Origin of the sequence: Agrobacterium sp. 10MFCol1.1 (assembly GCF_000381165.1) — a bacterium.
GTDB classification, from domain to species: Bacteria; Pseudomonadota; Alphaproteobacteria; order Rhizobiales; family Rhizobiaceae; genus Agrobacterium; species Agrobacterium tumefaciens.
Genome location: NZ_KB906077.1, coordinates 290,269 through 314,523, shown reverse-complemented (window position 1 = coordinate 314,523; position 24,255 = coordinate 290,269). Strand labels below are relative to the sequence as shown.

At 58.4% G+C, this 24,255-nt stretch carries 19 protein-coding genes; 9 read left to right on the top strand and 10 right to left on the bottom strand.

Annotated features, from left to right (window positions below; all coding sequences use genetic code 11):
* Positions 1–14 precede the first annotated feature (14 nt).
* Genes F617_RS0116760 through F617_RS0116750 form a run of 3 tightly spaced genes read left to right on the top strand, consistent with a single transcriptional unit; the run spans position 15 to position 3,130 of the window.
* The gene (locus F617_RS0116760) at positions 15–1,037 is read left to right on the top strand and encodes an SIS domain-containing protein (protein ID WP_003516766.1); all 1,023 of its coding nucleotides are present in this window, start codon (positions 15–17) and stop codon (positions 1,035–1,037) included.
* The gene (gene nagA, locus F617_RS0116755; RefSeq protein ID WP_019566072.1) at positions 1,034–2,200 is read left to right on the top strand and encodes an N-acetylglucosamine-6-phosphate deacetylase; all 1,167 of its coding nucleotides are present in this window, start codon (positions 1,034–1,036) and stop codon (positions 2,198–2,200) included. Before F617_RS0116760 ends, nagA begins: the two co-directional genes overlap by 4 nt.
* A gap of 3 nt (positions 2,201–2,203) precedes the next feature.
* The gene (locus F617_RS0116750; RefSeq protein WP_019566071.1) at positions 2,204–3,130 is read left to right on the top strand and encodes an ROK family protein; all 927 of its coding nucleotides are present in this window, start codon (positions 2,204–2,206) and stop codon (positions 3,128–3,130) included.
* A 6-nt stretch (positions 3,131–3,136) separates the two neighbouring features.
* On the opposite strand, the gene F617_RS0116745 is transcribed toward F617_RS0116750, so the two are convergent.
* The gene (locus tag F617_RS0116745) at positions 3,137–4,393 is read right to left on the bottom strand and encodes an FAD-dependent oxidoreductase (RefSeq protein WP_019566070.1); all 1,257 of its coding nucleotides are present in this window, start codon (positions 4,391–4,393) and stop codon (positions 3,137–3,139) included.
* 27 nt (positions 4,394–4,420) lie between these two features.
* Positions 4,421–5,122 (bottom strand): phosphatase PAP2 family protein, encoded by a 702-nt coding sequence (locus tag F617_RS0116740; RefSeq protein WP_019566069.1) that lies wholly within the window; start codon positions 5,120–5,122, stop codon positions 4,421–4,423.
* Between the two features lie 163 nt (positions 5,123–5,285).
* Between F617_RS0116740 and dxr the strand changes: the two genes are divergently transcribed.
* Positions 5,286–6,479 (top strand): 1-deoxy-D-xylulose-5-phosphate reductoisomerase, encoded by a 1,194-nt coding sequence (gene dxr / locus F617_RS0116735; protein ID WP_026330906.1) that lies wholly within the window; start codon positions 5,286–5,288, stop codon positions 6,477–6,479.
* A gap of 35 nt (positions 6,480–6,514) precedes the next feature.
* Here dxr and hemA read toward each other — a convergent pair whose 3' ends face one another.
* On the bottom strand, positions 6,515–7,732 hold the full coding sequence (gene hemA, locus F617_RS0116730) for a 5-aminolevulinate synthase (RefSeq protein ID WP_019566067.1): 1,218 nt from the start codon (positions 7,730–7,732) through the stop codon (positions 6,515–6,517).
* Between the two features lie 371 nt (positions 7,733–8,103).
* Here hemA and F617_RS0116725 point away from each other — a divergent pair, with 371 nt between their 5' ends.
* The 5 genes from F617_RS0116725 to F617_RS0116700 all read left to right on the top strand — a co-directional run bounded on the left by F617_RS0116725 (position 8,104) and on the right by F617_RS0116700 (position 17,451).
* A complete protein-coding gene (locus tag F617_RS0116725) occupies positions 8,104–8,355 on the top strand; it encodes a YMGG-like glycine zipper-containing protein (RefSeq protein WP_003492347.1) in 252 nt (83 codons plus the stop codon).
* A 175-nt stretch (positions 8,356–8,530) separates the two neighbouring features.
* Complete coding sequence (locus tag F617_RS0116720) at positions 8,531–10,456, top strand: autotransporter assembly complex family protein (protein WP_019566066.1); 1,926 nt, start codon at positions 8,531–8,533, stop codon at positions 10,454–10,456.
* 45 nt (positions 10,457–10,501) lie between these two features.
* Positions 10,502–14,662: a translocation/assembly module TamB domain-containing protein gene (locus tag F617_RS0116715; RefSeq protein WP_019566065.1), complete on the top strand. Its 4,161-nt coding sequence runs from the start codon at positions 10,502–10,504 to the stop codon at positions 14,660–14,662.
* Positions 14,663–14,829: 167 nt separating this feature from the next.
* Positions 14,830–15,306, top strand: a complete 477-nt coding sequence (locus F617_RS0116705) for a chemotaxis protein CheW (protein ID WP_003504949.1) — start codon at positions 14,830–14,832, stop codon at positions 15,304–15,306.
* A 372-nt stretch (positions 15,307–15,678) separates the two neighbouring features.
* The gene (locus tag F617_RS0116700) at positions 15,679–17,451 is read left to right on the top strand and encodes a methyl-accepting chemotaxis protein (protein ID WP_026330905.1); all 1,773 of its coding nucleotides are present in this window, start codon (positions 15,679–15,681) and stop codon (positions 17,449–17,451) included.
* 43 nt (positions 17,452–17,494) lie between these two features.
* Here the strand turns inward: F617_RS0116700 and fdhD are convergent, their stop codons facing one another.
* The 7 genes from fdhD to F617_RS0116660 form a co-directional block, all read right to left on the bottom strand.
* Positions 17,495–18,310 (bottom strand): formate dehydrogenase accessory sulfurtransferase FdhD, encoded by an 816-nt coding sequence (gene fdhD / locus F617_RS0116695; protein WP_019566062.1) that lies wholly within the window; start codon positions 18,308–18,310, stop codon positions 17,495–17,497.
* A 276-nt stretch (positions 18,311–18,586) separates the two neighbouring features.
* Complete coding sequence (locus tag F617_RS0116690; RefSeq protein ID WP_003516751.1) at positions 18,587–18,997, bottom strand: F0F1 ATP synthase subunit epsilon; 411 nt, start codon at positions 18,995–18,997, stop codon at positions 18,587–18,589.
* Positions 18,998–19,124: 127 nt separating this feature from the next.
* Positions 19,125–20,579, bottom strand: coding sequence for a F0F1 ATP synthase subunit beta (gene atpD, locus F617_RS0116680; RefSeq protein WP_003516750.1), 1,455 nt, complete (start codon positions 20,577–20,579; stop codon positions 19,125–19,127).
* A 23-nt stretch (positions 20,580–20,602) separates the two neighbouring features.
* On the bottom strand, positions 20,603–21,481 hold the full coding sequence (locus F617_RS0116675) for a F0F1 ATP synthase subunit gamma (RefSeq protein ID WP_003516748.1): 879 nt from the start codon (positions 21,479–21,481) through the stop codon (positions 20,603–20,605).
* A gap of 30 nt (positions 21,482–21,511) precedes the next feature.
* Positions 21,512–23,041 (bottom strand): F0F1 ATP synthase subunit alpha, encoded by a 1,530-nt coding sequence (gene atpA / locus F617_RS0116670; RefSeq protein ID WP_003516747.1) that lies wholly within the window; start codon positions 23,039–23,041, stop codon positions 21,512–21,514.
* Positions 23,041–23,607, bottom strand: coding sequence for a F0F1 ATP synthase subunit delta (locus F617_RS0116665; RefSeq protein WP_026330904.1), 567 nt, complete (start codon positions 23,605–23,607; stop codon positions 23,041–23,043). The genes atpA and F617_RS0116665 overlap by 1 nt, the downstream gene beginning before the upstream one ends.
* 261 nt (positions 23,608–23,868) lie before the next feature.
* Positions 23,869–24,255, bottom strand: coding sequence for a phage infection protein (locus F617_RS0116660; protein WP_019566060.1), 387 nt, complete (start codon positions 24,253–24,255; stop codon positions 23,869–23,871).

Here is a 24,255-nt window from a genome sequence, read left to right as displayed (position 1 = left end):
AAGGACAGAAAACGATGACAACCCTGATGCGCCAGGAAATCAACGAGATTCCCGATGCCGTCGCCCGTCTGCTGGACAATACCAGTGCCGACTTCCGGCAGGCCGGAGACAAGCTGAAAGCCCGTGACCCGGCCGTTATCGTCACCATTGCCCGCGGATCGTCCGATCACGCCGCGCATTTCCTGAAATACGCGATCGAGTTACAGACGGGGCTTCCAGTCGCCTCTCTCGGCCCTTCGCTCGCATCGATCTACCAGACGAAACTGCGGCTGGAACGGGCGGCAGCCTTCGCCGTATCGCAATCGGGCAAAAGCCCTGACATCGTCGCTTTGGCGGAAAGTGCCCGCAAGGGCGGAGCGCTTACCTTCTCCCTCGTGAACACCCTGCCCTCCCCCCTTGGAGACGCAGCCAATCACGCCATCGACATCCAGGCGGGACCGGAAAAGGCAGTTGCCGCAACCAAGTCCTTCGTCAACTCCATTGTCGCCGGTCTGGCCATCCTTGCCGAATGGACGGAAGACAGCCTGCTCGCGAAGGCCGTCAGCACCCTGCCGCAGAATTTCGCCAAGGCGATCGCACTTGACTGGAGCCATATTGGCGAGGCTGTGAAGGGTGAGGATTCACTTTATATGCTGGGCCGAGGCCCCGCCCTTGCGATTGCCGCGGAAGCCGCGCTGAAATGCAAGGAAACCTGCGAGCTGCACGCGGAAGCCTATTCGTCGGCAGAAGTCATGCACGGCCCGGTTTCGCTGGTCGCACCGAAATTTCCGGTAATCGCCTTTGCCGCGCGCGACCGCGCCGAGACCTCCGTTACGGATATTGCCGCAAGCCTTGCCCACAAAGGCGCCAATGTTTTCGTCACATCCGCCAAGGGTAGCCCGGCCAAGCCCTTGCCCTTCGTGGAAACCAACCATCCCCTGACCGATGCATTGCTGCTTATCGCACCGTTTTACGGCTTCATCGAGCAATTGTCGCGCGCAAGAGGCTTCAACCCGGATGCTCCCGTGGCATTGAAAAAGGTAACTGAGACCCAATGAGCGGCATAAAGGCATTTGTCGGCGCCCGCATTTTCGATGGCGCCGAATGGCATGATGACAAGGTGCTCCTGATCCGCGAAGGGCGTGTTGCCGCTGTCCTGGAAAGCGTGCCTGCCGACGCCGAAGTGATCGATACAGATGGGCTGTTGATCGCGCCGGGCTTCATCGACCTTCAGGTCAATGGCGGTGGCGGCGTCATGTTCAACAACCAGCCGGATGTGGCTGGCATTGCCCGCATCTGCTCCGCCCACGCCCAGTTCGGCACGACGGCTTTGATGGTGACGCTCATCACCGACCGGTCGGACGTGACTTTCAGGGCGGCGCAGGCGGGGATTGCCGCGGGCAAGGAGCATGTGCCCGGTTTCCTCGGCCTGCATTTCGAGGGGCCGCATCTTTCCGTCGCGCGCAAGGGCACGCATGATCCGGCGTTGATCCGCAAGATGGAGACAGACGACCTCGCGGTCCTGACGGGCTGCAGGGCGGAACTCCCCTTCGTGCTGACAACCATTGCCCCGGAAAATGTTACTGTCGAGCAGGTTGCAGCACTCAGCGACGCCGGCATCGTCGTCAGCCTCGGCCATACCGACACCGGTCTCGATGTTGCGACGGCCTATGCTGATGCAGGCGCTTCCATGGTAACGCATCTCTTCAATGCCATGAGCCCGCTTGGCCACCGCGAGCCGGGGCTGGTCGGGGCCGCACTTTCGAACGGCAGGTTGCATTGCGGGCTTATAGCCGACGGATTCCATGTCGATCCGGCCGCAATCGGCATTGCGCTGCGCGCCAAGAATGGCCCGGCCCGCATCTTCCTTGTCACCGACGCCATGTCCACCATCGGCACGGATGATGACGGTTTCGAACTGAACGGCCGGCGCGTCTATCGCAACGGTGGACGGCTAACATTGGCCGACGGCACGCTGGCGGGAGCGGATATAGACATGCTCTCCTGCATCCGCTTCATGCGTGAGAAGATGGAAATGCCGCTGGAAGAAGCTTTGCGAATGGCATCCGCCTATCCGGCGCAGGCAATCGGCGCCTCCGGCAAGGGAAAACTCCTGGCCGGTTTCGATGCTGATTTCGTGATGCTGACACCAGACCTCCAGATGCATTCAACATGGATTGGCGGAGAAAAAATCTACGATGCCACACGTTCCGGAGTCTGAACCATGATCGTTTGTTTCGATATCGGCGGAACGACCATCAAGGGCGCGATTGCCCATGCCCCGGACGATATTCGCCCCGTACCGCGTATACCAACGCCCAAAACCAGCTTCGAAGACTTCGCTGCCGGCTTGAAATCCGTCATCGACAACAGCGGCGGCACACCCGACTGCGTATCACTGTCGATCGCAGGCGTCATCGATCTTGATACGGGAAAGGCGACAGTCGCCAATATTCCCAGCATTCACCGCAGAACGTTAAAAGACGATCTGGAAAAAGCCCTGAACCTTCCCGTTATCGTTTCGAACGATGCGGATTGTTTCGTGATCGCCGAATCGGAAATTGGCTCCGGACAAGGACATCGCGTCGTCTTCGGCGTTATCCTTGGAACAGGTGTCGGCGGCGGGCTGGTGATTGACGGCAAGCTCATCAACAGCGACGGCGGCTTCGCTGGCGAGTGGGGACATGGGCCAGTGGCCGCGACATTGGCCGGCAATCCACCGGTATCGCTGCCGCGATTCGAATGCGGTTGCGGCCTTACCGGCTGTGTCGACGCGATCGGCAGCGCGCGCGGCATGGAAAAGCTGCATCTGCATCTTCACGGGCAGGATATGACCAGTGAGGATATTATTGCCGCCTGGCAGGCAGGCGATGCGCAAGCCGCAAGAACCATCGATGTACTCATTGATATTCTCGCCTCGCCGCTGGCGATGGTGATCAATGTCACCGGCGCAACCATCGTGCCCGTCGGCGGCGGGCTTTCGAATTCAAGGGAACTCGTGACAGCTCTGGACGAAGCCGTCAGGGGCCGCATTCTCAGGCGCTTCGACAGGCCGCTCGTCGTGCCTGCCATTTGCCGGATCGAGCCGGGGCTGATTGGTTCCGCCGTTATCGGGCTGAAATATGCGAAGGAAATCGTGAACGCGGTTTAAGCCGCGTCACACCGTCTCGATCTTTTCCCGACGAAAGCCCAACCCCACCAGCCTGCCGGTCAGATGGGCAAAAAGTGGAAACCGCATGATCGCCCGCACGATGGCGGGTGGGCCTTTCGGCTTTTCCGCCGTTTCCGTCTGCTCTTTCTTGCGACCGACACGCATCATCCGCTGCAAGAATTGCGTGGCCTTGGTTGGAAAGGATCGCCGTTTCTCTATGGCGGCGAGGTCATCATCGGCAATGGTCCGGCCGGATGTGAATACCGGCACCAGAACATTGGCCGCAGCAACCGCATCCTGAATGGCAAGATTGATGCCGACACCGCCGACGGGCGACATGGCATGGGCCGCATCGCCGATGCAGATCAGGCCGGGCTTCCACCAGCGCTTCAACCGATCGATACGGACGGTGAGCAGATGCACGTCATCCCAGCTCGTAATTTCGTCGAGCCTCTCGCGCGGGAAAGGGCAGATTTCCGCAACCCGGTTCCTGAAGGCTTCAAGTCCCTCAATCTTCATGTCAGCGAAAAAGCCCTTGCGCACCACGTACCCGCATTGCCAGTAGTCACCGCGGTTGATCATCACGAAACCCTGCCGCGAACCCGCATGGCCCATGGTGTCGGCCGGATCACCCGGCTGTCTCGAAAGGCGCATCCAAAGCACCTCGGTCGGGATGCCGAAGTGCTGTACTTCAAGTCCCGCCGCCTCGCGGACGATGGAGTTGCGGCCATCCGCGCCCACCACCAGATCAGCGGCGATCTCGATTGGGCCTTCCGGCGTATTGACCATGAGGCCACCAACACGCCCGTCGCTCTCGATCAGGCCGGTTACCGGCGCATTCATCAGCAGCCGGAAATTCTCATATTGCCCGGCCTTGCCGACGATAAAATTGAGAAAATCCCATTGCGGCATGAAGGCAATAAAACGATGATGGACCGGCAGCCGCGAAAAATCTGCGATCGTGATACGCTCGCCGCCGATGACTGCGTTCAGCCGTGGCGCACGCGTATGCGGGAAGCTCAGGAACTCCTCGGCGAAACCCAGCTGCTCCATCAGTTCAAGCGTGGAGGGGTGAATGGTGTCGCCGCGAAAATCGCGCAGAAAATCTCCATGTTTCTCGACAACCGTTACGTCTATACCGCTGCGGGCAAGCAAAAGGCCAAGCATCAGGCCGGCCGGCCCGCCACCGGCCACGACAACGGACGTGCGGATGTGCTGAACGGCCCTGCCGTCATTCTTCGGCACGACTTTCGCTTCTTCCATCACCGCCCCCCTGTCCGTTAAACGTCTCTATCGTGCATCCGCCGGCGGCAGGTTTGCATTTTTCGGCTGTGGCCAACCATTTGCATCGAAACGGAAAAGCATTTCGGACCGGGCAAAGATAAAGGCGAAGGCCATGGCCGTCCACATGCCAAGCAACAGCCCGGCGGCCACATCGCTTGGATAATGCGCGCCGACGATGACGCGTGAAACACCAATGACAAGCGCAAGCAGCAGGAACGCCCAGCGGAAGCGCGGCATCAGCATGGCGAAAACACCGAAAAACGCTCCGGCAGCCGTCGAATGGCCTGACGGGAAGCTCTCATAAAGATTGTCACCGGTAAAAGGCGTGAGGCTATAGGCACCCATTTCCAGAAAAAGCTCCGGCCGCGCCCGCCCGATCAGGAATTTCAGCGTGTGGACCAATATGCTCGCCGTTCCGATCGTCAGGAAGAAGTAAGCGAGAAGCCGCCATGCCGTTCTCAGCCGCCCGGCGTAGGTCCGCGCCTGCAGGACCCGCGCGCCGACATAGGCGAGGATGGCAAGAGCGCCGGTGGAATAAAGCATCCAGCTGAAAGTACCGAAATCGGTAATGGAGCGATTGAAGGAAACTATCCTTCCCGGCAGGGCTTGAGCATGTTCCGAAAGGCGTGGGTCAAAAGGAATAAAGACCAGAACCAGCACAAGGCTTGCCGCAAAAATCCAACCGCTGGAAACCAGAAAACGTCGCATCAATATTCTCTCATCGTTTTTCTTGCATATGGCTTTGCCATCCGCAAAAACAATAGCCCGGCTGTGTCCTTGTTATGACGGGTTTTCACGAGTAGAGGCTAGTGCATGTCGCCAGAAACTATGCATCGGTTTCGGGCAACCGGAAACGACCGACGGACGGAAGATGACAGATACCAGTGAAATGCCACGCAGGCTGACGATATTGGGTTCGACGGGTTCGATCGGTACGAACACACTGGATGTCGTCCGTCAGCTGGGTGGTCGCAGACAATTCGAGATTACGGCGCTCACCGGCGCCGGAAACATCGATCTTCTGGCGCAACAGGCGCGTGAATTCGGCGCGCAGCTTGCGGTAACCGCCGAGGATGGCAAATACGAAGCGCTGAAAGCGGCCCTTGCCGGCACCGGCATTGAGGTTGCGGCGGGCAAATCCGGCCTCGAAGAAGCGGCCTCGATGGAGGCCGGCTGGGTAATGGCAGCGATTGCCGGAACACCTGGTCTTGCCCCGACATTGACAGCCGCACGGCGCGGCGCAGACATAGCGCTTGCCAACAAGGAATGCCTCGTTTCCGCAGGCGATGTTTTCCTGCGCACGGTCAAACAGGGCGGCGGCAGGTTGATCCCGGTCGATAGCGAACACAGCGCGATCTTCCAGTGCCTGACGGGCGATCACAAACAGGCCGTGGAGCGCATCGTACTCACCGCGTCCGGCGGACCGTTCCGCACCTGGTCGCGTGAGCAGATGGCCAATGTCACGGCAGATATCGCCCGCGCACATCCCAACTGGTCGATGGGGTTGAAGGTATCGATCGGCAGCGCCTCGATGTTCAATAAGGGGCTGGAAATGATCGAGGCGAAATATCTCTTCGATCTCAGGCCCGAGCAGGTGGAGGTGATCGTTCATCCGCAGTCGATCATACATTCGATGGTGGGTTATACGGATGGCTCCTATATCGCCCAGCTCGGCTCGCCCGATATGCGCACCGCCATCTCTTATGCCCTCACCTATCCTGAGCGCGGCAATCTCAATGTCGAGCGCCTGGATTTTGCCAAGCTGGCGCGGCTCGATTTCGAAGCGCCTGATGAAACCCGGTTTCCAGCACTCCGACTGGCGCGCACGGCGCTGGAGCGCGGAGGCTTGCAGGGCGCGGCCCTGAATGCCGCCGAAGAAACCGCCTTTCACGCCTTCGTCGAAGGCGGCATCGGTTTTCTCGATATGGCCGAAATCGTCGAAACGGTCATGGACCGCATGCATGACGGCCGATCAGCCAACAGCATTGAAGACGTATTTTCGGCGGACGGGGAAGCCCGCAATCACGCGCGGGAACTGATCGCCAGCAAAGAAAAGGCCGCGTAAACGCGGCCAGATTTTCTCTTGTTTGAACTGCGGCCTTAAGCCACCGCCCGCGCCAGCGCACAATGCGACCAGAGCTGGTGCAACGCGCCGACCAACTGTTCGATGTCGGCATCGGTGTGCAGCGGTGTCGGCGTGATGCGCAGACGCTCGGTCTTGCGCGGCACGGTTGGATAATTGATCGGCTGGACATAGACGCCGTGATTGTCGAGCAGGATATCCGAAATCCATTTGCACTTGGCGGCATCGCCCACCATGACCGGTACGATATGGCTGGGATTGTCCATATGCGGAATGCCGCGTGCATCCAGAAGCCCCCGCAGCTTGCGCACCCTGTCCTGATGGCGGGCGCGCTCAAAGGGGCTTGCCTTCAAATGCTGGATCGAGGCGATTGCGCCGGCAGCGAGCGACGGCGGCAGGGCCGTCGTGAAGATGAAACCGGAGGCGAAAGAACGGATAAAATCACAGACCGCCGTGGACCCGGCAATATAACCGCCCATCACGCCGAAAGCCTTGCCGAGCGTTCCCTCGATGATCGTCAGGCGATCCATCAGGCCTTCGCGCTCGGCAATGCCGCCGCCGCGCGGTCCGTACATGCCAACGGCATGGACTTCGTCGAGATAGGTCATGGCGCCATAACGATCGGCAAGATCGCAGATTTCCTTGATCGGGGCGATATCGCCATCCATCGAATAGACGGATTCAAAGGCGATGAGCTTCGGCGCGCTTGGATCGGCTGCCTTGAGCTTCGCCTCGAGATCTTCGAGATCATTGTGTTTCCAGATCACCCGCTCGCAACGGCCGTAACGGATGCCTTCGATCATCGAGGCATGGTTGAGCGCATCGGAGAAAATGACGAGGCCCGGAATTTTCTGGCCAAGTGTGCCGAGTGTCGCCCAGTTGGAAACGTAACCCGACGTGAAGATCAGCGCCGATTCCTTGCCGTGCAGATCGGCAAGTTCCTGTTCCAGCAGGACGTGATGATGGTTGGTCCCAGAAATGTTGCGGGTGCCTCCCGCACCCGCGCCACAGTGATCGATGGCGGCTTTCATGGCTTCGATGACTTTGGGGTTCTGGCCCATGCCCAGATAATCGTTGGAACACCAGACGGTTACGTCCTTGCGCTCGCCATTGGCGTTGTACCGTGTCGCGCGGGGAAAATTCCCCTGCTGGCGTTCGATATCCGCAAAAACGCGATAGCGTCCCTCAGAATGCAGGCTCTGCAGTTCCGTCGTAAAAAATGCCTCGAAGTCCATGCCATGCTCCAGAATTGACCAGATCGTTTTCTGCCTCGACACCGGGACCGTCAACCCTTGCGAGCTGCTTTAACCACGTCTGCGTCAATTCGCCGTTGTTTTGAACCATTCCAATAAACCGTTTATAGACGCCGATGAAAAGTACAAAATTGATTCACATCAAAAAACCCGGAAATTTGGAACCTTTTTCAAACGGCGCCGTTGTTTGGGACGCAATCGATTTACGCGCGGAAGAACGCCTGAAAGAGGAGGCTTCCCTAAACGGTATCGAATTGTTAGTTATCTGTGGCGGTCGGAGGTAGCAGTCGCCGCAGATAAATATGGGACGCCTACCGAGCCGAAGAGCTCATTGTAACGTTGGAGAGAGTTTCATGAAAAAGGCAATCATATTTGCGCTGGTCGGCCTGTCGCTTGCAAGCTGCACGCAGACTGAAAAGGGTGCTTCGATCGGTGCCGTTTCCGGTGCGGTCCTGGGCGGCGCTATCACGGGCAACGTTCGTGGCGCGGCAGTGGGCGCGGCGATCGGTGGCGTTGGCGGCGCGTTGATCGGCAATGCATCCGAACCGGGCTATTGCTATTATCGCGACCAGTACGGTCAGCGTTACACGGCGCGTTGCCGTTAATAGCTGCACGAGATACCGTTGCACAGAAGCCCCGGTCATCCGGGGCTTTTTGCGTTAAGGCGGGCAAAACACAGTCCGAAGGGTCCTCAACGCCGTTTATTTATGATTAAACTGCACTGTTAACGGACAGGAAACGGGTCAGAGCCATAATAAATGCTCAACCATAAAGCAGCTTATGCGAAGAACACGGACTAACCCGAAGACAGGTATTGCGTATCGGAAAGCTGGCACCGCTCTTGCGGTTGCCGTTACGTTCGCCCTGTACCCGGCGTTTACTCGCGATGCCTTTGCTTTCAAGCTGTTCGGCGTGCGTCTCTGGGGTTCGGAAGAACCGGAGATCGAAGTTATAAATCCGGTCAAATATGCCGTGACGCTGAATGCTGCCGATGCAGACAAATCTCTCAAAGGCAGCCTGGAAAACAGCTCGCTTCTTCTGGCCGACAAGGACAAACCGGCCTCCGGCGATCTCGGCCTCCTGATCAAGGCGCGTGATGACAGGGACAGGCTGATCGCAGCGCTTTACGAAAACGCCCGATATGGCGGCATCGTCAAGGTCACGGTCGCCGGCAAGGATGTGGACGATCTGCCGCCCAATCCGGTGTTCGATCACTCCGCTCCGGTGCCGGTGGTCATAACCGTCACCCCCGGCCCGGTCTTCACGCTCGGCAATATCAGGCTCGAGGGCGATGTGACGGGCCGCAACCTTGAAGAATACGGTCTCGTCACCGGCGGCGATGCCGGATCTCTGGCAATCATCCGCGCCGGCAACAAGCTGATCGATGATCTGAAAGCCGAAGGCCGCCCGCTTGCGAAGCTGACGAAACGCGAGGCCGTTGCAAACCACGCGACGAACACGGTCGATATTACCATGGCTGCCGAAGGTGGCCCCGTGGCACCCCTCGGCGCGGTCACCGTCACCGGCGAAAAAACCGTCGACGGCGACTTCATCCGCCGTTATTCGCGCCTCAATGGCGGCGAACCCTACTCCCCGGAAAAACTGCGCAAGGCCGCAGACCGGCTACGCCAGCTCGGCGTCTTTTCCAGCCTGACAATCAAGGAAGCAGGAACGCTGTCACGCGATGGCTCCATTCCGCTCACCATCGAGGTGTCAGAGGGCAAGCACCGTTATTTCGGCGTCGGCGCACAATATTCCACCACGGAAGGCATTGGCCTCCAGGGGTATTGGGGCCACAGGAACCTGTTCGGGCAGGCGGAATCGCTGCGGATCGAGGGTTCGGTTTCACGCATCGCCGAAGCATCGAGCGTCGAAGGCATGGACTATTCGGCGGGCATCACCTTCACAAAGCCCGGCATGTTCAACCCGCGCACCACATTCAAGACCAGCCTGATCGCCAAGACCGAACATCCCGATACCTATGAGGCCAAGACCATAACGGGAGCCGCCGGTTTCAGTTATGAGCTGAACGACACCGATACCGCAGCCGCCGGTCTCGAGGTGCAGTGGGCAGATACCGAAGACGCATTCGGCAAGAACAAATATCTGACCACCTCCATACCGCTGGAATTCGTTCGCGATACGCGCGACGACAAGCTCAACCCCACTGAAGGCTTTCGTGCATCGGTGGCCGCCAAGCCCAGCTATGAAGCGCTGAACGGTACTTTCTTTTCCTCCTTTGAAGGCTCTATTTCGGGTTATAAGGGACTCGGCGCCGAAGATCGCTTGATCATGGCCGGAAAGCTTTCCGGCGGCGTGCTCGTCGGCGGCAGCAATCTGCAGGACATACCGACCACAAGGCGCTTTTATGCCGGCGGCGGCGGATCCGTCCGCGGCTATAGCTACCAGGAAATATCGCCCTATAATGCAGCCGGTGATGCAACTGGCGGCCGCTCTTACGTGGTTGGCTCCATCGAAGCCCGTATCAAGGTCACCGATACGATCGGAATCGTGCCCTTCATCGATGCGGGTGTGGTATCCGACAGCGTAACCCCTGATTTCTCCGATATCCGGGCTGGCGCCGGTATTGGTTTGCGTTACGCAACACCCTTTGGGCCTTTGCGTCTTGATGTCGCCATGCCGCTTGAAAAATATGATGGTGGCAACAATTTCGGCATTTATGCTGGCATCGGCCAGTCTTTTTAAACGCCGCCATCGAACACCCTAGCAACAGAGTGTAGATTACGCTTGATGACAACGTTGATTCGATTGCTGAAATGGCTGGGCTACGCTGCTCTTTGCGGCGTGGTGCTGGTGTTGCTTGCGGTTCTGTTCGTCGGTCTTACCCCGATGGGTGCAAGAATTGCCGCAAAGCAGATTTCATCGCTCGTTTCCACGCCCGACCAGACAATCGAAATCTCTCCACCCAGCGGTCTTTTGACCGGTCGCCTGCGGCTCGACAATGTTACTCTTGCGGATCGGCAGGGACCTTACGCCCGTGTGAACCAGATCGCCGTTGACTGGTCGCCGCTCTCGCTTCTTGCCGGAACCTTCCACGCCGACCGGGTGTCGGCCGGATCGATTGATGTCGATCGCAAACCGCTTCCCGCTGAGCAAACATCGACCAAAAGCTCCGGCAGTTCGTCCCTGCCGATTGAAATCGACATCGACAGTTTCGATTTCCCCGATATTAGCCTCGGACAATCCCTTCTTGGCCGCGACTTCGAGCTGACCGCCGAGGGCAATCTCAAGGCCGCGCAGGACGATATCAGGCTATCGCTCACTGCCCACCGGCAGAGCACGCCGGACGCTGCGGTCAATGCAGACATCGCGTTTCTGCCGAATGAAAATGTCTTGAAGTTGAAAGCGGAGATGAAGGAGCCCGACGGCGGGCTTCTGGCCACGCTGCTCTCGCTTCCGGGCACACCCGCCGTGGCGATCGATGTGAACGGTGAAGGTCCGCTTTCTGACTGGACCGGCACTCTGCGCGGCAACGTCGCCGGCAACCCCGTGCTCAACGTCACCGGCCACCATCTACTTGGAGACGACGGCACGCGGCGTATCGAGGTCGCAGGCGGCGGCCAGCCCGATCTGCTTCTGCCCCCCGCTTTCCGACAGCTTTTCGCCGGCGAGACGAAACTTGATGCAAACGCCACGCTCTCACCGCAGGGGCGCATCGAAATCGGCAGCAGCACGCTGGAAACCGGCACATTGCTGCTGACGGCCTCGGGCACCGTGGATCCGAACGGCCAGAACGATCTTAGTGCCAATCTCATCGGCACCGCCGGGCCAGTGGATTTCCGCTGGCCGCTGAACAATGGCGAGATCCAGGCCCTCATCAATGGCATTGATCTTTCCCTGAAGGGCAACGCTGATGCCGCTCATCTCAACACCACGGCATCGTTGCGCAGCCTTTCCCTCCCACAGGGGAGGCTTGATGATGTCAAGCTGACGGCCAGGAGCGGCAATCTCAACATTGCCGATCGCAGCGGCACCATCGACACCATTCTCTCCGTGGCACAATCGTCCTTCGTCAGCCCGGATATCGACCGGCTGGTGCGTGCGCCGGTCACCATCAAGGCGCCGGTCAGCCTCACCTCGTCGACCATCGGCTTTGACGGCGCGACGCTGGAGAGCGCCAGTGTCGGCGGAACGCTGAACGGCAGTTTCGACCTCGCCAACAATCGCCTGACATCCAGCGTGCAGCTCTTTGCGTTGCCCGCCACCCTGCCGCCAGCGCTGGCGGAAAAATTCGATACCACCATCGCTTTGCAGGGCGATATCGACCTGATCATTGGCGGGCGCACAAGCGTTCAGAACCTCGTGGTCAAATCCGGAACAATTGAAGCTACAGGTGATGTCAGTCTCGAAGACGACGTGTTGAGCGCCAATCTGACGGGCAAGTTTCCCGCTCTCGAAAAACTGACGCCACAGGCAAAGGGCGTTGCCGATTTTGCAATTGAAGCCAGCGGCGCGCTTGCCGCGCCCGACTTCAATGTCACCTTAAGCTCCGAAAGTGCCACTCTTGCCGGACGGAAGCTTGAAGCCCTGAAGGTCAATGCCGCAGGCAAGGCCGATCCGGCCGCACCGCAGGCAAAACTGACCGCCAGCGGCAGCCTCGACCGGCAGAAGATCGACGCCAACGCCAATGTGGTGCAGACAGAAAACGGCACGGCAATACCCGAGCTTCATGTGGCAGTGGGTCGCAACATCTTGAACGGCAAGCTGCAATTCTCGCAACAATTCCTGCCATCTGGCAATCTGTCGTTCAATTTCCCGGACTTGGCCCTGCTGGCGGCACTTGCCGCGCAACAGGCAGATGGCGATATTGCCGGCGACATCGTACTCAGTAACGATAACGGCCGGATTGCCGCGACGATAAAGGCGAATGGCGGCAGTATCCGCCAGGGCACAACGGTTATTTCGAAGCTCGCTGCCGATATCTCCATTGACGACCTTCAGGCGCTCGCCATCAACGGCAAGGTCAGCGCCGACAGCGTCAATGCTGGCACCGCGGCGATTTCGGCGCTGAATGCAACCATTGGCCATTCCGGCACGACCACCAACTTCGATGTCAACGGACGCTACGACAATGCGCCGCTCGTGGTAAAGGGCAGTGCCAATACCGCAGGATCGCCGATGACCGTGCGGCTCGATGCCTTCTCGGCCGCCCCCAAGGGCATTGCCGTACGGCTTGAAAAGCCGAGTACAATTGCGATCGAGAACGGCACGGCCCGCATCTCCGGTCTGACTATCATCACCGGCGACGGGCGCGTCGAGGTAAACGGCACGGCGGGTTCGATACTCGACATCAACGCCAATATCCGCTCGCTTCCCGCGAACCTCGCAAATGCCTTCGCCACCGGGCTGGATGCGGCGGGGAGTATATCCGGAACGGTCAGCGCCAAGGGCACGGCTTCAGACCCGGCGGTCGATTATAATCTGAACTGGACGAATGCCGAGGTTGCCCAGACGCGTGCGGCAGGGCTTGCAGCGCTCGGCATCAAGGCAAACGGCCGTTTCGCCGGCGGCACCCTGCAGATCGATACGAATGTAACCGGTCAGGGCGGCATGTCGCTTTCGGGCGGCGGTTCCCTCGGCATTGCCGGTAACCGCCCGCTTTCCATGGCCTTTTCCGGGAGGTTGCCCTTCTCCGCCGTTGCCGCACAAACCGCAGCACAGGGCCTCGATGTGGACGGCACCGCCGCCATCGATGTGAAGATTTCCGGCAGCGCTTCCGCGCCTGTCGTTACCGGCAGCATCACCACCGATGGTACACGACTGACCGATGTGCGCCGTAACCTCACGGTCAACGGGCTGGCTGCAACGGTCACCTTCGATCGTGATCGCGCCATCATCTCCCGGCTGACGGGAAAGCTTGCCGGCGGTGGAACGATCTCGGGAACGGGTAGCGTCGGTATAACGGGCGGTTCGGGCTTTCCAGCCGACATCACGATCACGTTGGACCGCGCCGGTTACAATGATGGCACGCTGGTGACGACCATCGTGAGCGGCACGCTGACGCTGAAGGGTCCGCTTCTGAATTCGCCCGTGCTTGGCGGCAAGCTGACGCTGGACAGAAGCGCCATCACCATCCCGGAGAAACTTCCAGCCTCGCTGACGGAAATCGACGTCAAGCACAAGAACGCCCCGCCGCAGGTGCGGGCGCAGGTAAAGGCACTCGGCAACGATCAGGGTGGCAGTGGCAGTTCATCCACTATCAATCTTGATCTGCAGGTAAACGCACCAAGCGGCATCTTCGTGCGCGGACGCGGCATCGACGCAGAACTGACCGGCAATCTGACCATTCGCGGTACGGCGGCTGTTCCCGTCATCTCCGGCGGTTTTGAAATGCGCCGTGGACGGCTCGAAATTCTCACCCGCCGTCTCGATTTCAATACGGGCAAGATAACCTTCGGCGGCGGCCTCGTGCCGGTTCTGGATATGGAGGCGCAGTCCACCGCTGGTTCCGCCACCATCACCGTTGCGGTTTCCGGCAATGCCAACGACCCGACATTCGCCTTCTCCTCAACCCCGGCTCTGCCGCAGGATGAGGTTATGGCACAGCTGATCTTCGGCCAATCCATGTCCAAGCTCTCAGCCTTGCAGATCGCGCGGCTGGCGGATGCGGCAGCACAGCTTGCCGGTGGGCGCTCCACCTCGTTGTTCGACAAGCTCAGAAGCAATCTCGGTGTCGACGATCTCGACATCTCGACGGATTCCGAAGGCCAGGCCCGCGTTTCCGCCGGCAAATATCTCAACGAGCGAACCTATCTCGAGCTGCAGCAAAGCGGCGATTCCGGCGCAAAGGCCATCATCAACCTCGATGTCGGGCGCGGCGTGAAGCTGCGCGGTGAAGCGGGCGGTAATGGCGAAGGTGCAGCCGGTATATTTTACGAGAAAGAATATTGAAGTCTTCGCATTTAGGTTTGCGAAACCATCTCATGCTACGAATCTTCCATTGAAGGCGGAAAATATTGTTTCCGGCTGTTCAGGCACCAGGCAGAACGCCAAATTCGCATATGCAAGTGTCGGTGCACTTGCGCTGGCCTCCACAGCGAGCATTGGGAAGAATTCTGATGGCAATGATAAACTCTACCAACTTTGGCGGCGAGACGCTCGAAATCATCGCATTCCGCCTGCACGATCAGGAATTCTGCGTGAAGACGACGACTATCCGCGAAATTCGCGGCTGGGCGCCTTCAACGCCCATTCCCCACGCGCCGAAAGACGTCATCGGCGTCATGAACCTGCGCGGTTCGGTTATTCCGATCATCGATCTCGCACACAAACTCGGAATGAAAAGCACCGTCGCAAATGAAAGAAGCGCCATTGTGGTGGCCGAAGTGCACAACATGGTCATCGGCATGCTCGTCGATCGCGTTTCGGACATTCTGACGATCCCGGCAAATCAGGTCCAACCGGTTCCGGAAATCTCGGCCTCTTTCGACAAGTCCTACTCCGAAGGCATCATTGCCAACGAACATGGCATGATCTGCTTCCTGAACCTTGCAAAGATGTTCAAGGGAACCGAAGCGGAAGATCTCGCCGCCTGATCGTTGCAATTCCTTTGCATGACGGCCGGTTCGCGTTCTTAGGCAACCTAAGAACAAAGGCTCAAATACGAGACTATTGACCATTGAACCAAACCGCCGGAGCACCTGCCCGGCGGTTTTTGTTTTCATGACCGTCTCTTTTATTAAATAAGAACATTTTAATATTATAGATATCTAATATTAAAAGCCGACGAACAGTACCGCGCCTACATCACATCATGCGGGGTCCGATACCTGACCGAGGCTGACAAGTCGCAAGTGCCTGCATTGCTGCCTTTGGCGGCAGAACCTGTTCGTTGTTCAACATGATACGGCGCCGACCACACCTCCTGTGCGGCAGCGCGCGCCGAGGCCGCTATTTGGGGGACGTTAATGCTGGGGTTAGGGAAAAGCGCAGACAATCGAAATATGCTCGATGCGATATCCAGATCGCAGGCAGTCATAGAATTCGATCTTAAAGGCAATATTCTTACGGCAAACAGCAATTTCTGTGTGACGCTGGGCTATGATCTCGCAGAGATCGTCGGCAAGCATCATCGTATCTTCTGCGACCGGGAATTTGTCGCATCGCACGCATACCAGGAATTCTGGGAATCTCTTGCGCGCGGCGAATTTCAGGGCAAGGAATATCGCCGCATACGCAAGGATGGATCGACCATATGGATCGAGGCCTCCTACAACCCCGTCTTCAGGTCAGGCAAACCCTATAAGGTTGTCAAGATAGCGACCGACATCACAGCCAAGAAGATCAAGGCTGTAGAAGATGCTGGCAAACTCGAAGCGCTTTCACGCTCCCAGGCCACCATCGAATTTTTGCCGGATGGCACGATCATTACCGCCAATCCGAATTTCTGCGCCACTGTCAACTACGACCTCAAGGAAATCGAAGGCCGGCACCACCGTATGTTCTGCGATCCGGCCTATGCCGCATCGCCAGCCTATGCCAATTTCTGGCCGCGGCTGGCATCCGGAGAATTCATCTCGGACGAATTTGTTCGTTATGGAAAGAATGGCAAGGAGATATGGATCCAGGCCGCTTACAACCCGGTATTGGATGAGACGGGCAAGGTGGTGAAGGTTGTGAAATTCGCAACCGACGTGACGCCGCGCATGAGCGCCATCACCATTCTCGCCGATGCCTTGCAGGCACTGGCCGAGGGTGACCTGGTGCAGCGCCTCGATAGCAGCTTCGTGCCCAGCATGGAGAAATTGCGCCAGGACTTCAACGACGTGGTCGGCAAACTTCAGTCCACCATGCAGACGATCGCTCACAATGCCTCGACAATCGCATCCGGCTCGGGTGAAATCCGCATAGCCGCCGATCAGCTCTCGCAGCGAACCGAACAGCAGGCGGCCTCGCTGGAAGAAACAGCAGCGGCGCTGGAGCAAATCACCACCACCGTGACCGATGCGAGCCAGCGCGCCGGCGAGGCCGGGAAACTGGTGTTGCGCACGAGAGAACATGCCGAACATTCTGGTGAAGTCGTTCAGCAGGCAATTTCCGCTATGGACGCGATTTCGCGCTCCTCCGGTGAAATCACCAACATCATCGGCGTCATTGACGACATCGCATTCCAGACCAATCTTCTGGCGCTGAATGCCGGCGTGGAAGCTGCCCGTGCCGGTGAAGCGGGCAAGGGTTTCGCTGTGGTCGCCCAAGAGGTGCGGGAACTCGCGCAACGATCCGCCGTTGCTGCCAAGGAAATCAAGTCCCTCATCAACACCTCCCGCGAACAGGTCGCCAATGGCGTCGATCTGGTTGGCAGAACCGGCGGTGCGCTGCGGGATATTCAATCGCAAATGGGCGAAATCGATGCCAACGTCTCGGCCATCGTCGAGGCCTCGCGCGAACAGGCCAACGGTCTGAGAGAAATCAACCAAGCCGTCAACGTCATGGATCAGGCGACTCAGAAGAACGCCGCCATGGTGGAAGAAACCACTGCCGCCAGCCACGGCCTCGCCAATGAAGCGGACAACCTGCACGAATTGTTGCGGCAGTTCAGAATATCGCGCGAAGGACAGATATCATCCGCCCAGCAGATCAATAAAAGACCCGCTGCAATAACGAGGCTGACAGCACCACAGCCGCGATACGCAACGGCAAGGTCTCACGGAAATGCTGCGCCCGAATGGGCGGAGTTTTAGTATGCTTCGAACCCCGGATGCCAATGCCGACCGGCAACTGGCATTATAAAATAACACGGTCCGCACGGGTGAAGATTTCGAAGTCTTCACCCCGCACCAGCGCAACAAGCGTGATGCCCGCACTCTCGGCAGTTTCGATGGCAAGCGCGGTAGGAGCCGAAATTGCTGCCATAACCGGACTACCAAGGATCGCTGTCTTCTGAACCATCTCCACCGACAGGCGACTGGTGACGGCAACAATGCCTGTCTTGGCGGAAATACCGGCATTCACGACAGCACCGGCCAACTTGTCGAGCGCATTGTGGCGACCGACATCTTCGCGCACCGCAAGCAAACCATCTTGAGGACTATAAAAACCCGCACCGTGAACGGCCCTGGTTTCGCGGTTGAGGCTTTGTGCGTCGCTCAGTGCTTTCACCGCGGCAACGATATCATCACCGTGGATCGACATTCTCGCGCCGCTGAGATCGGGGACCACGCGAACCGCCTGTTCTATGGATTCGATCCCGCACAGACCGCAACCAACCGGACCTGCCATATGCCGCCGTCTCGCCCGCAGGGCATCAGCCTCGGCGTCCATCAGATCCACCTGGACATCATAACCCTGCCCGGCTTCAATAACCTCTATCGCCCGGATTTCGCTGCGTCCCGATATGATGCCCTCTGTCAGGCTGAAGCCGACGGCGAAATCGACAAGATCAGCGGGACTAGCCATCATCACGGCATGGGTGCTGCCGCCGTAAGAAAAGGCAACCGGCACCTCCTCCGGCACGGCGCGCTCACCCGTGCTGAGGGCGCCCTGTCGCAGCGCGGATCTTGCGACCCTTCGATAACTGGCTTCTATCGACACGGCGATCATCCCTCCATGACAAGAAACATGACTTCTCGTCTGCTCTCGATCGACAACAGCGATGCTACTTTTCACCCTCATGTCTAGCCTATCGCCCTGAAAATCGGAATCGATTTCCGCAAACGTAATGAGCGGGCCGTGACGCTTTTACTGGAACGAGAACTCAGATTTTTCTGCCTGCTTAAGAAAACAGGCAGTGGCCGAAAACAAAAAAGCGACCGAAACGGCCGCTTTCTGCTTTGGGTATTGTGTGGACAGTCATTCTTTCGAACCCGCCCGGTGCTTTCAAGCGGCGACGAGAACCTCATGCAGGTTCGTCAGTTCGTAGAGATGCTTTTCAAGCTTGGTCAGATGCTCGTGGTGATGATTGCCTTCCTGGATTTCGGCCTTGGCCAAATCGATGCGCTTCTGCAGCGTGTCAGGGGACATATCGTCAGCCGAAACAGCGGATTCGGCGAGAAGCGTGCAACCTGTCGGAAGAATATCGGCAAAACCACCGAAAACGACGTATTTATGGGTTTCGCCAGAGGCGAATTTCACCGTCACCAGGCCCGGCTTGATCGTCGTCATGGTGGGCGCGTGATTGGCCAGAACCGTCATCTCACCCAGCGTAGCCGGAATGACGACTTCCGTAACCGTTTCGGAAACGAGCAGACGTTCCGGGGAAACGAGATCGAATTTGAAACTGTCAGCCATGGCTATTCACTTCTTTTCAATTACGCGGGCGTCACGGACTTTTATTAAAACGCCGGCAAAGCCGTTCCGGTTTCACCGTCATCGTCGGCAAGGCGCGTGGTCGAACCACGCGCCCGCCAATTCATAATCAGGCAGCTTCAGCAGTCAGCTTCTTTGCCTTTTCGATGGCTTCTTCCATCGAACCGACCATGTAGAAAGCTGCTTCCGGCAGGCTGTCGTATTCGCCGTTGACCAGGCCCTTGAAGCCCTTGATCGTGTCTTCGAGTGCGACGAGCTTGCCCGGAGAACCGGTGAAGACTTCGGCAACGAAGAACGGCTGCGACAGGAAGCGCTCGATCTTGCGGGCGCGGGCAACCGTCAGCTTGTCTTCTTCCGACAGTTCGTCCATGCCGAGGATGGCGATGATGTCCTGAAGGGACTTGTAGCGCTGCAGGGTCGACTGAACCTTACGGGCAACCTCGTAGTGTTCCTCACCGACGATCATCGGGTCGAGCATGCGCGAGGTGGAGTCGAGCGGGTCAACAGCCGGGTAAATACCCTTTTCTGCGATCGAACGCGACAGAACCGTCGTTGCGTCAAGGTGCGCGAACGAAGTGGCCGGCGCAGGGTCGGTCAAGTCGTCGGCGGGAACGTAAATCGCCTGAACAGAGGTGATCGAACCCTTGTTCGTGGTGGTGATGCGTTCCTGCATCTGGCCCATGTCGGTTGCGAGCGTTGGCTGATAGCCCACAGCCGAAGGAATACGGCCGAGAAGAGCCGACACTTCCGAACCAGCCTGCGTGAAGCGGAAGATGTTGTCCACGAAGAACAGAACGTCCTGGCCTTCGTCGCGGAAGTTTTCAGCGATCGTCAGACCGGTCAGAGCGACGCGAGCGCGGGCGCCCGGCGGTTCGTTCATCTGGCCGTAAACGAGAGCAGCCTTGGAACCTTCGCCGCCGCCAAGCTTGTTGACGTTCGACTCGATCATTTCGTGATAGAGGTCGTTACCTTCGCGGGTACGCTCACCCACGCCGGCGAATACCGAGTAACCACCGTGCGCCTTGGCGACGTTGTTGATCAGTTCCATGATGAGAACCGTCTTGCCAACGCCAGCGCCGCCGAACAGGCCGATCTTGCCGCCCTTGGCGTAAGGAGCCAGTAGGTCAACGACCTTGATGCCGGTAACGAGGATCTGGCCTTCAGTCGACTGCTCGACGTAAGACGGTGCGTCCTGGTGGATGGCGCGCTTCTTGGCCGTTACGATCGGACCTGCTTCGTCAACCGGCTCACCGATGACGTTCATGATGCGGCCGAGCGTTTCCAGACCGACCGGAACCTCGATCGGAGCGCCCGTATCAGCGACGACCTGACCGCGGACGAGACCTTCGGTCGAGTCCATGGCGATCGTGCGTACGACGTTTTCGCCGAGATGCTGAGCGACTTCCAGAACGAGGCGGTTGCCGTTGTTATCGGTTTCGAGCGCGTTGAGGATCGGAGGCAGTTCGCCTTCGAACGCCACGTCGACAACAGCGCCGATAACCTGGGTAACCTTGCCCGCGCCGTTCACCGCTGCGGTTTTCTTGGGGGTAGCTGCCTTAGCCATTATCCTTACCCTCTTTCCTTACCTCAGAGCGCTTCCGCGCCCGAAATGATTTCAATGAGTTCCTTGGTGATCTGAGCCTGACGCTGACGGTTGTAGGAAAGCGTCAGCTTGTTGATCATATCACCGGCATTGCGCGTTGCGTTGTCCATCGCGCTCATCTTGGCGCCCATTTCACCGGCAACGTTTTCGAGCAGAGCCCGGAAAACCTGAACCGAAATGTTGCGCGGAATAAGGTCTTCCAGAATAGAAGCCGCATCAGGCTCATATTCGTAGACGGCGCTCTGCGTTGCCTCAACCTCTTCCACAACAGGGACTGCGGCAGGAATAAGCTGCAGACCGGTCGGGATCTGGCTGATGACGGACTTGAATTCCGAGTAGATCAGCGTGCAGACGTCAAATTCACCCGCATTGAACAGGGAGATCACCTTCTTGGCGATCTGGTCGGCGTTTTCGAAACCGACCTTCTTCACTTCGCGCAGTTCGATGCGCTCGATGATATTAGCTGCGAATTCGCGACGAAGGCTGTCGTAACCCTTCTTGCCGACCGTGATGATCTTGACCGTTTTGCCTTCGGAAATCAGCTTGCGGGCTTGATCGCGGGCAAAACGGGAAATCTGCGAGTTGAAACCGCCGCAAAGACCACGCTCTGCCGTGCAGACAACGAGCAGATGCACGTTGTCCTTGCCGGTGCCGGTCATCAGCGCCGGAGCGACGTCCGCCTCTACCGCCTTGGCGATGTTGGCAAGAACGGCGCCCATGCGTTGAGAATAAGGCCGGGCGGCCTCCGCAGCTTCCTGGGCGCGCCGAAGCTTCGCCGCGGCGACCATTTTCATCGCCTTGGTAATCTTCTGCGTCGCCTTTACGGAGGCAATGCGGTTTTTCAGATCCTTTAGTGAAGGCATCCGTTATCCGTCCGAGTAAAAGAGCCCTAATTACGAGAAAGACTTCGCGAAGCTATCAAGAGCGCCCTTGAGCTTGCTCTTGGTATCGTCGCTGATTGCCTTTTCCGTGCGGATGGTGTCGAGGATCGCCTTGCCTTCCGAGCGGAGGTAGGAGAGCAGACCCTGCTCGAACTTGCCGACCTGCGCGACCGGGATCTTGTCGAGATAACCGTTGACACCTGCGAAGATCACCGCGACCTGCTCTTCCGTCTTGAGCGGAGAGAACTGCGGCTGCTTCAGAAGCTCGGTCAGGCGGGCACCGCGGTTAAGCAGGCGCTGTGTGGAAGCGTCAAGGTCCGAGCCGAACTGGGCGAAGGCGGCCATTTCGCGATACTGGGCAAGTTCACCCTTGATCGAACCGGCGACCTGCTTCATCGCCTTGATCTGGGCGGCAGAGCCAACGCGCGAAACCGACAGACCGACGTTAACGGCCGGACGGATACCCTGGTAGAACAGGTCGGTTTCAAGGAAGATCTGGCCGTCGGTGATCGAGATCACGTTGGTCGGAATGAAGGCCGAAACGTCGTTGCCCTGGGTTTCGATGACAGGCAGAGCCGTCAGAGAGCCAGCACCCATTTCGTCGGAGAGCTTTGCAGCGCGCTCCAGAAGACGGGAGTGAAGGTAGAAGACGTCGCCCGGATAAGCTTCGCGGCCCGGAGGACGGCGCAGCAGAAGCGACATCTGACGGTAAGCAACGGCCTGCTTGGAAAGGTCGTCATAACCGATGAGGGCGTGCTTGCCGTTATCACGGAAGTATTCGCCCATGGCGCAACCGGCAAACGGTGCCAGATACTGCATCGGAGCCGGGTCGGAAGCCGTGGCAGCAATGATGATCGAATACTGCAGGGCGCCGCGCTCTTCCAGAACCTTTACGAACTGGGCAACGGTCGAACGCTTCTGGCCGATAGCAACGTAGACGCAATAAAGCTTGTCGCCTTCCGGACCATTGTCGTGAATGGCCTTCTGGTTCAGGATCGCGTCGAGAATGATCGCGGTCTTGCCGGTCTGGCGGTCGCCGATGACGAGCTCGCGCTGGCCGCGGCCAACCGGGATGAGGGCGTCGATAGCCTTGAGGCCGGTCGACATCGGCTCATGAACCGACTTACGCGGAATGATGCCGGGAGCCTTGACGTCAACGCGCGAACGCTTGGCGGCGTTGATCGGGCCTTTGCCGTCGATCGGGTTGCCAAGGGCGTCAACGACGCGGCCGAGCAGCTCCGGGCCAACCGGAACGTCAACGATAGCGCCAGTCCGCTTTACGGTGTCGCCTTCCTTGATGGCACGGTCGGAACCGAAGATAACCACACCGACGTTGTCGGCCTCGAGGTTGAGCGCCATGCCGCGAACGCCGCCAGGAAACTCGACCATTTCGCCGGCCTGAACATTGTCGAGACCATAGACGCGGGCGATACCGTCACCGACGGAAAGCACCTGACCGACTTCCGAGACTTCCGCCTCGTTGCCGAAATTTTTGATTTGATCTTTCAGAATTGCGGAAATTTCCGCGGCGCGGATATCCATCAGCCAACCTCTTTCAGTGCAAGCTTAAGGGTGGAAAGTTTGGTGCGAAGAGACGTATCGATCTGGCGAGAACCAACCTTGACGATCAGGCCACCGAGGATCGAAGGATCAACGGTAACGGAAACCGTCACATCCTTGCCGGTAACGCTCTTCAGCGCCGCCTTCAGTTCAGTTTCTTGCGCTTCGTCGAGCGCATGTGCCGAGGTGACCTCGGCGGTAATTTCGCCGCGATGGGCAGCAGCAATGGAGCGATAGGCGCGGATCATGCCGGGAACGGCAAACAGACGGCGGTTATTCGCAACGACCTTGAGGAAATTGACAGCAAGACCGGCAATACCGGCCTTCTCGCAGATTGCGGTGATTGCCTTGAACTGATCCTCGGCGGAAAACACCGGGCTCGCAACCAGACGCTTCAAATCGTCACTTTCATCGAGAAGTGCGCCGAACCTGTCCAGATCGGCTCCAACTGCCTCGACCGCACCCGCTTCCAAAGCAAGCTCGAAAAGCGACGATGCATACCTTTCGGCTACACCGGATGTTCCATGGGAGGTATCTGCCACGGGCACTTTTTCCCTGCTAATCGTCCAAGAACATCAGCGAGGGGGATCCTCCGCATCAAATTCTTGAAATCGTTTCAATTTCCCCGAAAAAGACCGGAATTCCCCCCTGCCTTTTCCCAATTTCGCGGTCCGTCTAGCATAGGACGCCGGGACTCGCAACACGCGTAATAGCGGAAAGCGCCGTTTGGGCAAGGGGGAATGCGTTTAAATTTTCCGATTCCGCCCAGGATGCGCCGCAGGTGCGGCACAAAAGCCAAAAAGCCCGTCTCAGACCAGTCCGAACACGTAGCTCAACGACAGTGCAGACAACAGAAGGTGTACAACCAGAAGTATGAAATTCCGCACTGTTGCGCCTCCATCCGAGAGAATGGAGAGAATGCCGCCGAACACGCTGAGACCGAAAGCCGCACCGAAGGCGAGATAGACCATGGGCTGCGCCAGAAGCAGGGCGGAAGCACCGAGGCCGAGATAAAAACCGGCAAGCGACGAGCGCACAAGCGCGTAACCATCCCGGCGCTCGCCGATCGCCTGCAGACCGAAGGCACGCAGAGTAACGCCTGGTGCAAACATGAAAAAGAGGCCGATCACGACCGACACCACCGCAGCGCCGAAGGCCAGCTGCTCGCCGAATTCGGCGGGAAAATAAAACTCCAT